The organism is Pseudonocardia nigra, from assembly GCF_019396355.1.
GTDB classification, from domain to species: domain Bacteria; phylum Actinomycetota; class Actinomycetes; order Mycobacteriales; family Pseudonocardiaceae; genus Pseudonocardia; species Pseudonocardia nigra.
This window is the reverse complement of sequence record NZ_JAHKRK010000249.1, coordinates 1-9496: the sequence shown is the minus strand read 5'-3', so window position 1 is coordinate 9496 and position 9496 is coordinate 1. Positions and strand designations below refer to the sequence as shown.

Annotated in this window: 8 protein-coding genes and 2 pseudogenes; all 10 read left to right on the top strand. The window is 70.3% G+C overall.

The features are described 5' to 3' along the window. Positions 1 to 585: hypothetical protein (locus tag KME75_RS36030; RefSeq protein ID WP_219419420.1), on the top strand; the 585-nt coding region annotated here is incomplete at its 5' end. Between the two features lie 576 nt (positions 586 to 1161). After that, positions 1162 to 1653 carry a hypothetical protein gene (locus KME75_RS36025; protein WP_219419419.1) on the top strand — a complete coding sequence of 164 codons (492 nt, stop codon included), beginning with the start codon at positions 1162 to 1164 and terminating at the stop codon, positions 1651 to 1653. Positions 1654 to 1761: 108 nt separating this feature from the next. Continuing rightward, positions 1762 to 2769, top strand: coding sequence for an SDR family oxidoreductase (locus tag KME75_RS36020; protein ID WP_219419418.1), 1008 nt, complete (start codon positions 1762 to 1764; stop codon positions 2767 to 2769). Further along, positions 2766 to 4967 (top strand): amylo-alpha-1,6-glucosidase, encoded by a 2202-nt coding sequence (locus tag KME75_RS36015; RefSeq protein ID WP_246633517.1) that lies wholly within the window; start codon positions 2766 to 2768, stop codon positions 4965 to 4967. Before KME75_RS36020 ends, KME75_RS36015 begins: the two co-directional genes overlap by 4 nt. Before the next feature lie 151 nt (positions 4968 to 5118). Then, positions 5119 to 5316 (top strand): annotated as a pseudogene (locus KME75_RS47145) (IS256 family transposase); the annotation flags it as partial. Positions 5317 to 5527: 211 nt separating this feature from the next. Further along, complete coding sequence (istA, locus tag KME75_RS36005; protein WP_246633516.1) at positions 5528 to 7264, top strand: IS21 family transposase; 1737 nt, start codon at positions 5528 to 5530, stop codon at positions 7262 to 7264. After that, positions 7261 to 8085, top strand: a complete 825-nt coding sequence (gene istB / locus KME75_RS36000) for an IS21-like element helper ATPase IstB (protein WP_219419415.1) — start codon at positions 7261 to 7263, stop codon at positions 8083 to 8085. The genes istA and istB overlap by 4 nt, the downstream gene beginning before the upstream one ends. Beyond that, on the top strand, positions 8082 to 8450 hold the full coding sequence (locus KME75_RS35995; RefSeq protein WP_219419414.1) for a hypothetical protein: 369 nt from the start codon (positions 8082 to 8084) through the stop codon (positions 8448 to 8450). Before istB ends, KME75_RS35995 begins: the two co-directional genes overlap by 4 nt. A gap of 3 nt (positions 8451 to 8453) precedes the next feature. Further along, positions 8454 to 8801, top strand: a pseudogene (locus KME75_RS35990) (transposase); the annotation flags it as partial. A gap of 90 nt (positions 8802 to 8891) precedes the next feature. Further along, the gene (locus KME75_RS35985) at positions 8892 to 9311 is read left to right on the top strand and encodes a transposase family protein (protein WP_219419413.1); all 420 of its coding nucleotides are present in this window, start codon (positions 8892 to 8894) and stop codon (positions 9309 to 9311) included. Positions 9312 to 9496 lie beyond the last annotated feature (185 nt).

Here is a 9496-nt window from a genome sequence, read left to right as displayed (position 1 = left end):
GTGGTCGCGGCTGTGGTCGCGGCTGTGGTCGCGGCTGTGGTCGCGGCTGTGGTCGCGGCTGTGGTCGCGGCTGTGGTCGCGGCTGTGGTCGCGGCTGTGGTCGCGGCTGTGGTCGCGGCTGTGGTCGCGGCTGTGGTCGCGGCTCAGTGCATGGAGTCGCCGGCCTACGCCCGGCGCGCGTTGGGCCGGGGAGTGCGCCAGGACATCTTCGCCGAGGGCGGGGCGATCCTTCGCGCCCCGCGGCGTTACCGGCGCCTGGTCGGTTGGGTGGGTCACGCCGTGCTGGCCGTGGCCATCGTCTTGTTGTACTCCACCTTCTTCGCGGCGGTGGGCAACGACCACCTGGCCTGGTGGGGGCTCTTCACCGGTGCAGTGCACGCCGCGCTGGGCGGGGTGGTGGTCGGGGCGTGGTCTGACCTGCATCCAGACATCCCTGGACGGCTGGCACCGCCGGGGGTGTTCTACCGGCACTACGGCCACCGCGATGTGATCACCTTCTGTGTCGGCCACCTCGTCTTTGGGGCCGTGGCCGGCACGGTGTATGCGGCTGCGCATCCCGCATTGTCTCTCGACGCCGCCCTCTGAGCCGCCCTGTGATGTGCGGGCCTGGCGCACGCCGGCCCCGGCGGCCGGCCACCGGGGTCGGTTGGGTACGAGCCGCACGGGCTTCGTTCGGCCGATCTCAGCACCGTCCTTGCCCGGCCCGGGGTGGATGGATTCGCCGCCGCGTCCGGGCAGTGTCTGTTCTGAAGTGCCGCAGGCGGCACGGCGCCTGTCGGTCGTCGTGAACGGCGGTAGCCAGGTGCTCGTCGCAACGTCGCTCAACCTGGCCGGTCGCTGTCGTGCGGTGACCGGGCGGCGATCAGCAGTGCCTCGGCGTCGGTGAGCATGCGGGCAACGCGCCCGGGATCCTTCACCCGACAAGTAGACGCGTCGGCTGGCGCGGCGACGGGTGAGGAGGCCGGCTTCGGCCAGGGTGATGAGCTGCTTGGACACCGCCGCCAACACCTGCTGTCAGCCGGCGTCCTCGATCGAGTGGCACATTCCTGTCGGGTTCACCTTCCCGCCGGGTGGGTACTGGCGAGGAGCATGCGATGAAGCCCGTGAACTCGCGGCCGGGTTCGTCGATCGAGCCCTGACAAGGGGCACCGAGGAGGAACAGTGATCAACGTCGAGGTCTGGCCGGCGATTCTGGCAGGGCTGATCGCCGGCGCCGTCATGGAGGGCCCTGTCTACCTGCAGAAGGCGCTGGGCCTGCGGGTGAAGCAGAACATCTTCCGCACCTGGGGCAACCTGTTCGGGCTGCGCGGGGGCTCTGGATACCTGGTCGGGATGCTGTTCCACGAGGTACTCGCCGCGGCGATCGCCATCGGCTATGCCGTGTTCTTCCGGCTGATCGGCGTGGACGGGGCCCTCTGGCTGTGGGGCCTGATCGGTGCCCTGATCCACTACACCCTCGCCGGGCCCGTGGTGAAGATCATTCCCTCGATCGACCCGGAGACCGGCGCGGTCGGCAGGCAGGGCTTCGCCTACAAGAACTACGGCGCACTCGACGTGGCCACCTCCTTCGTCGGTCACCTGAGCTTCGGTCTGCTCACCGGCATCTTCTACGGCCTCTTCCACTCCGGCGGTGGCACCTCCCTCGCCTTCTGACCCCGGGTAGCGCCTGACCCCACGCTCACTGCCCCAGGCTCACTGCCCCACGCTCACTGACGTAGCCGTCCTCAGGAGCAAGACCGACCCGAGAACAGGGAGACACTGATGAGTCGTCCGCTCAGCCAGCAAGTCGTCGTCGTGACCGGCGCGTCCTCCGGGATCGGCCGCGAGACGGCGCAGCAGTTCGCCCGTCGCGGCGCGAAGGTGGTCCTGGCCGCGCGGGCCAGCGACGCACTCGAGGCCGCCGCCGCCGAGATCGACAAACTCGGCGGTGAGGCGCTGAGCGTCGCGACCGACGTCGCCAGCTGGGAGCAGGTGCATTCCCTGGCCGCAGCGGCGATGAGCCGCTTCGGGCGGATCGACACCTGGATCAACGCGGCAGCTGTCTCCGGCTACGGCGACATCGCCTCCACGCCGGTCGAGGCCATCCACCGCCTCCTCGAGGTGAACCTGCTGGGGCAGATCCACGGCGTCAAGGCGGTCCTGCCGCTGATGCGCGAGCAGGGCCAGGGCACGATCATCGGAGTGAGCTCCGCACTGGGGGTGCGCTCAGTGCCTCTGCAGGTCCCCTATTGCGTGGCCAAGCACGGACTGGTCGCCCTATACGAGGGACTGCGCCTGGAGGAGCAGCACGCCAAGTCGGGTGTGACGGTCACGACCGTGCTGCCCGGATCGATCAACACGCCCCTCTTCGACGTCGCCCCCTCCTGGATGGGGGTCCGCCCGGCGCCGATTCCCCCGGTGTATGAGGCCTCGGTCGTTGCCCAGGCCATCCTGGCTGCGGCCGAGCAACCCCGACGCCACGTCTACGTCGGCGCCTCGGCGGCCCAGATGGCGGTCCTGCAGCGGCTGAGCCCGGCCTTGACCGACCGGCTGCTCACCCTCAGGAACCAGATCTTCGTCAAGCAGCAGCGACAGCAGCAGCCCGACCAGGGCGAGTCCAACCTGCAGCAGCCCCGCTCCGGCCCCGGCGCGGTCACCGGAAGCTTCGGGACGAACAGCAAGAGCACCAGCGCCTACACCCGGCTCATCGGGCTGCACCACCAGCGTGGCCGCGTGCTGGCCGCGGCCGCTGCAGCTGCTGTCCTCCTGAAGCTGAAGGCTCGCCGATGAGCCGGGTCAGGACACCGCAGGTGAACCTTCGGACCCGCCCGGAGGCCCTCTTCGCCTACAGCGGCCGATCCCTGCTGGTCACCGATGTGCACGGGGCGCTCACCGGAAACCAGAGCGAAGGGTTCTGGTTCGAGAACACCCGGCTGCTCTCGCGCTGGGAGGTGCGCAGCGACGGACAGCCGGTCACCGGCTTCTGCGCCTCGCCAGTGGATCGACACACCCATCTGGCCTACCTCCGGCTACCTCCCGGCCCCGACGTTCCCGAGCAGGGCGCCTACCTGCAAGTCGCGCACTTCCTCGATGAGGGACTGCGCACCCGCATCAGGTTGCTGAACTACTCCACCCAGCCGGTACGGGCACAGCTGGTGCTGCTGCTGGATGCGGACTTCGCCGACACCCAGGAAGCTGACTCCGGATCACGCCAGCAGCAGGGCGAGGTCGAGTGGACGGTCTCCCCCGAGGGGCGCAGCGCCTGCCTCCGCTACCTGCACCCCGATCTGGATCGCGCCGTCGAGCTCGAACTGGTAGAAGGCCCTACGGACGCCTCCTTCAGCAACCGCCAGCTCACCATTCCCCTCTGGGCGCAGCCGCAGGCGACGGCCGAGCTCGTCCTCACCGCACAACCCCTCGTCGATGGGCGGCCCCGACGCCTGCCTCCCGCCGTGTTCACGCCCGACACCGCCACCAGCCCCACGGGCAAGGTGCGCGACCAGCTGCGTGCCGAGACCCCGAGGCTGCTCACGACCAATCCCACCGTCGCTTCCGCATGGCGCACCGCCGTGGACGACCTGGCGACCACCGCGCTGGGCAGCACCCACGGACCGGCAATGCCGGCGGCGGGCTACCCGCTCTACCAGTACCTCTTCGGCAGGGACAGCCTGACCACCGCCTGGCAGGCAGCGATGGCCATGCCCTCCATGCTGCGCGACGCACTGGTGGAGAACGCCGCCTGGCAGACCGAGGGCATCGACGACCTGCACGACGCTGAACCCGGCAAGCTGCTGCACCAGGCCCGCACCGGGCCCATCTCCGCGCTCGGGCTGGATCCGATGCTGGCCTACTACGGCGACTACGCCACCCCCGTCGACTTCCTGGTCTTCCTGGGCCAGTACCTCGCCTGGACCGGTGACACCTCCACGGTACGGCAACTGCTACCCGCAGCCCGCGGCGCCCTCACCTGGCTGGAACGCTACGGCGACGCCGACGGCGACCAGTTCCTCGAATACGACACCAAGTCAGCGCAAGGCGTTCCGCACCAAGGCTGGAAGGACGCACCGGACTCCATCGCCGACGCGGACGGAAACCTCCTCGGACCGCCGCTTGCCACCTGCGAGCTGCAGGGCTACTACTACGCCGCGCTGCGACACGCCGCGGTGGTCTTCGCCATGCTCGGCGACCGCGGGCTCGCCGCAGTCCTCACCCAGCGGGCCCGCCGACTGCGCGCTGCCTTCGACGAGGCCTTCTGGATGCCTGAGGAGGGCACCTATGCCCTCGCCCTGGACCAACGCAAGCGCCAGGTGACGTCGGTCACCAGCAACCCCGGCCACCTACTCGTCACCGGCATCGTGCCGAACGCGAAGGCCAAGCTGGTCGCTGACCGGCTCCTCGCCGAGGACATGTTCAGCGGCTGGGGCATCCGCACACTGTCCAGCGCAAACCCCGGCTACGACCCCTTCAGTTACCACCGCGGCAGCGTCTGGCCAGTCGAAAACGGGACCTTTGCCCTCGGTATGGCCCGCTACGGACTGACCTCCCACCTGCACCGCCTCGCCGAGGCAGTCTTCGACACCACCGGGCTCTTCGAGGACTTCCGGCTACCCGAAGCGGTCGGTGGCCTGCCCCGCGACACCGACCACCCACATCCAGGCATCTATCCGGACTCCAACGCACCGCAAGCCTGGTCAGCCAGCACCATCGTCATGATCGTCCAGGCGTTGCTCGCGGCCCGGCCCGCCGCACCCGCCCGCATGCTCCTCATCGACCCCCACCTACCCGACTGGCTACCAGACCTGCGCCTGGACGGCCTACGCGTCGGCGCGGCGAGCATCGACCTGGAACTGGACCGGCACCGCGGCCGCACCCGCTGCCGTATCACTGGCAAGAACGGGCGGCTAGCCGTCGTTCGCCAACCACCCGCCCAGTCCCAGCAGACCAGCCCCACACATCGCGCCACCACCTTCCTGCGCTCACCGTGGTGAGCGACGTCGCCGGGCTGGTGTGGGGACTGTAAGTACAACGGTGTAACTCCGATCAAGGAGACTGACACCCGTGACCGACGTGGTGCCCGAGCAGGCGGTCGATCTCGACGTCCTTGGTGACGAGCCGGCGCCGGCCGTGTCGAGTGCCGAGCTGGACGCGGTGGACGAGCAGTTGATTGCCCGTCTGGCCGGCCGAGCCCGCCAGGACGGGTTGGCGCTGACCGGCGAGGGCGGGCTGCTCACGCAGCTGACCAAACGGGTGCTGGAGTCCGCACTCGAAGGCGAGATCACCGACCACCTCGGCTACGACCGCCACGACGTCGCCGGCCGCGACGGCGGGAACTCCCGCTGGCTGTAGCACTCTGAACTGGCCCCACAGTTCTCCTCGGTTCCGGCCCCACCTCGGGCTGGTTCCGGTGCGGGCGTAGCACTCGGAATTGGCCCCACCCGGCGTGGCGTCGGCGGGCGACACGCCGCCGGGTTGCGATGTAGATCGCGGGTTCGGGCGGATCGTTGATCTGTCCGTTGCTCGTCGGTCCGCTCCTGTCGCAGGGGCCGGGATGGGGTCGAGGGTGGAGTTGTACGCGGCGATCCGGTTCGACTGGCAGCGCAACCAGCTGTCGATCCGGTCGCTGGCGGACAAGTACGGGGTGCATCGGCGCACGGTGCGGGAGGCGATCGAGTCGCCGATCCCGCCGCCGCGCAAGAGCCCGCCGCGGCGCACCCTGGTGCTGGACACGGTGCGGAGCGCGATCGACGCGATGCTGACCGAGGACCTGGCCGCGCCGCGCAAGCAGCGCCATACCGCCAAGCGGATCTTCGAGTGGCTCGGCGCGGAGCACCACGCGCAGGTGTCGTACTCGTATGTGGCGAAGTACGTGCACCGGCGACGGCGGCAGCTGGTGGCGGAGGCGGCGGCCCGGGACGGGGCTCGGGCCGGGGTGGTCGCCGGGTTCGTGCCGCAGTGTCACCCGCCGGGGGCGGAGGCCGAGGTCGACTTCGCCGATCTGTGGGTGCGCCTGGCCGGGGAGATGACCAAGTGTTTCCTGTTCACGCTGCGGTTGTCGCACTCGGGCAAGGCGGTGCACCGGGTGTTCGCCTCCCAGGGGCAGGAGGCGTTCCTGGAGGGGCATGTGGCCGCGTTCGAGACCCTGGGCGGGGTCCCGTTCGACAAGATCCGCTACGACAACCTGCGCTCGGCGGTGCACCGGGTGCTGTTTGGGCGCAACCGCACCGAGTCCGGGCGCTGGTTGGCGTTTCGGGCGTTCTACGGGTTCGAGGCGTTCTACTGCCTACCGGGCAAGGACGGGGCGCACGAGAAGGGCGGGGTGGAGGGCGACGGCGGCCGGTTCCGCCGCACCCATCTGGTCCCCGTCCCGGAGGTCGACACCCTGGCCGAGCTCAACGCCCGCCTCGCCGCCGCGGACGCGGCCGAGGACGACCGGCGCATCGACGGCCGCGCCGACAGCGTGGGCGTAGCGTTCGCCGCCGAGGCGCCGCTGCTGGTCGCGCTGCCGGCCGAGCGGTTCGACACCGCGCTCTGTCTGACCGCCCGGGTCGACCGCTACGCCCAGATCATGGTGCGGCAGTGCCAGTACTCGGTGCCGGCTCGGCTGATCGGGGCGCGGGTCCGGGTGGCGCTGTCGGCGTCGGAACTGCAGGTGTTCGACGGCTCGCGGCGGGTGGCGACCCATCCGCGGCTGGTCGCCCGCGGCGGCTGTCGCCTGGAGCTGGACCACTACCTGGAGATCCTGCTCGGCAAGCCGGGCGCGCTGCCCGGGTCGACCGCGCTGGCGCAGGCGCGGGCGGCGGGCCGGTTCACCGCGGCGCACGAGGCGTTCTGGGCCGCCGCCCGCAACACCCACGGCGACGCCGCTGGCACCCGCGTGTTGATCGAGGTGTTGCTGCTGCACCGGCGGCTGAGCCGGGACGCGGTGCTGGCCGGGATCCGGGCCGCGCTGGCCGCGGGCGCGGTGTCCGCGGACGCGGTGGCCATCGAGGCCCGCAAGCACACCGCCACGACCGGGACGGCCACCGGCACCGCCCCGACGATCGACGCCGCGTCGGCGCCGCCGCGGCGATCCCGGGCGGCGGTGGTGACCCTCGGGGCGCGGCGCCAGGCCGCGTCGTCGGCGGCGTCATCGGCGGCGGGGGTGCTGCCCACCGACCGGCGACCAGCACCAACGGTGCGCGACTACGACCAACTGCTGACCCACCGGGCCGGACAGGAGCGCAGGGCCGGACAGGAGCGCAGGGCCGGACAGGAGCGCAGGGCCGGACAGGAGCGCAGCTCATGACACGGCCCGCCGGTCGGGACGAACTCACCGACGCCGCCGCGGACGCCGCGATCGAGCAGGCCTGCCCGATCCTGCGGCTGCCCACCATCCGCGCCCAGCACGCCCGCATCGCCGAGGCCGCCGCCCGGCAGAAGGCCGGCTACAAGGGCTTCCTGGTCGAGCTGCTGGCGATGGAATGCGACGAACGCGAGGACCGCCGCAAGACCCGACTGATCCGCGAGGCCGGGTTCCCCCGCCCAAAACGAATCGACGACTTCGACTTCACCCTCAACCCCCTCATCGACCCCGGCCTGATCCACACCCTGGCCAAGGGCGCCTGGATCCGCACCGGCCAACCGCTGTGTCTGATCGGCGACTCCGGCACCGGCAAGAGTCACCTGCTGATCGGGCTGGGTATCGCCGCCGCCGAGGCCGGCTACCGCGTCCGCTACGTCACCGCCGCCGCCCTGGTCAACGAACTCGTCGAAGCCGCCGACGACAAGCTCCTCTCCCGCACCATCGCCCGCTACGGCCGGGTCGACCTGCTGTGTCTCGACGAGCTGGGCTACCTCGAGCTCGACCGCCGCGGCGCCGAACTGCTGTTTCAGGTGTTCACCGAACGCGAGGAACGCGCCTCGGTCGCGGTCGCGTCGAACTCCGCGTTCTCCGAATGGGCCCGCACCTTCACCGACCCCCGGCTCTGCGCCGCGATCGTCGACCGGATCACCTTCGAGGCCCACATCATCGAAACCGGCACCGAGTCCTACCGGCTGCGCGCCACCCAGCGCCGGCGCGCGAAGAACCAGCCCATCACCCGAGACCGGGACAGGAGCGCGCCATGAGCGACAACATCGATACCAGCGACGACTACGACGCCGTGACCGCCCGCGACATCGCCGAGTTCCTCCACCACCTCGCCGAGCTCCGCCGCGGGCCAGGCGGCCCCGACCCCGCGGGGCGCACGGCGTTCCTTACCCGCAAGGCCGAGCTGTTCACCCGGATCGCCGACCAGTCCGACCACAGCCACCGCAACGGCTACTCCGAGCAGGCCCGACAGATCGCCGACAACGCTCGAGCCGCCGCCGGCCCCGCCCATCCCGAACTGCCGCGCCAACGGGTGGGGCCAAATCCGAGGAGAACTTCCGACATCGAGCCCGGCCAGGGTGGGGCCACATCTCAGGAGAAGTCCGGGGCCAGTTCTGATTGACACAGCCAATCCCGCAACGGGCACCGGACCAAGTCGGTGCTGACCGAGGTCGGCCCGGTCGAGATTGACGTCCCGCGCGACCGCGATGGGTCGTTCGAGCCGAAGATCGTCGCCAAGCGCAAGCGGCGCCTGTCCGGGATCGACGAGCTGGTCATCTCGCTGTCGGCCAAGGGCCTGACCACCGGCGAGGTGGCGGCCCATCTGGCCGAGGTCTACGGCGCGCAGGTGTCGCGCCAGACGATCTCGACGATCACCGACAAGGTGGTCGAGGGCATGGTCGAGTGGCAGAACCGGCCACTCGACCCGGTCTACCCGGTGATCTTCATCGACGCGATCCACGTCAAGATCCGGGTTCTGGCGCACTTTGCGTGATCATGGCTCGGCGTGTCTCGCGCTGCCTGATCACCGAGCCGTGGAGGATCACTCGAATGTGATCTTGACGTGCTGTTGCCGCATCTCGGGTCGGTGGTCATCGAGACCGTGACCGATTGCGGTGCCGGGGTGGCCCTGGGCGGCCGACTGCGCGCTGAAGGTGCGGAGTGTCCGCGGTGTCGGCAGGTGTCGGTGCGATCGCACAGCCGTTATCAGCGGCGGCTGGCTGACGCCCCGATCGCGGGCCGGCCGGTGCAGCTACGGTTGCAGGTCCGCCGGTTCTTCTGCGACAACACAGTCTGCGCGACGCGGACGTTTGTCGAGCAGCCCGCAGCGCTGGCGGTGCCGCGGTCGCGGCGCACATCGGTGCTGCGAGAGGCGCTGACCGCGATCGCGGTCGCATTGGCTGGACGTGCGGGCGCCCGGCTCGCTGCCCGGCATACCCACCGGCCGCGATACTCTGCTGCGGCTGCTTCGCAGGCTGCCTGACCCGCAGATCGGCGAGCTACCGGTGCTCGGCGTCGACGACTTCGCGCTGCGCCGCGGCCACGTCTACGGCACCGTGCGAAAGCCCAGAGTTCAGCGAAACTGAAGGTTCTTCGACCGGAACCCAAGGGTCAAACGGGCTTGGGATCGGGTGTTGATCCTTGGGTTCGTGGTGAACTCGGGGGATC

Excerpts from the sequence above, each read along its gene's own strand:
- istB (WP_219419415.1), top strand. The coding sequence starts at position 7,261 with ATGACACGGCCCGCCGGTCGGGACGAACTCACCGACGCCGCCGCGGAC.
- KME75_RS36015 (WP_246633517.1), top strand. The coding sequence starts at position 2,766 with ATGAGCCGGGTCAGGACACCGCAGGTGAACCTTCGGACCCGCCCGGAG.
- KME75_RS36020 (WP_219419418.1), top strand. The coding sequence starts at position 1,762 with ATGAGTCGTCCGCTCAGCCAGCAAGTCGTCGTCGTGACCGGCGCGTCC.
- istA (WP_246633516.1), top strand. The coding sequence starts at position 5,528 with ATGGGGTCGAGGGTGGAGTTGTACGCGGCGATCCGGTTCGACTGGCAG.
- KME75_RS35995 (WP_219419414.1), top strand. The coding sequence starts at position 8,082 with ATGAGCGACAACATCGATACCAGCGACGACTACGACGCCGTGACCGCC.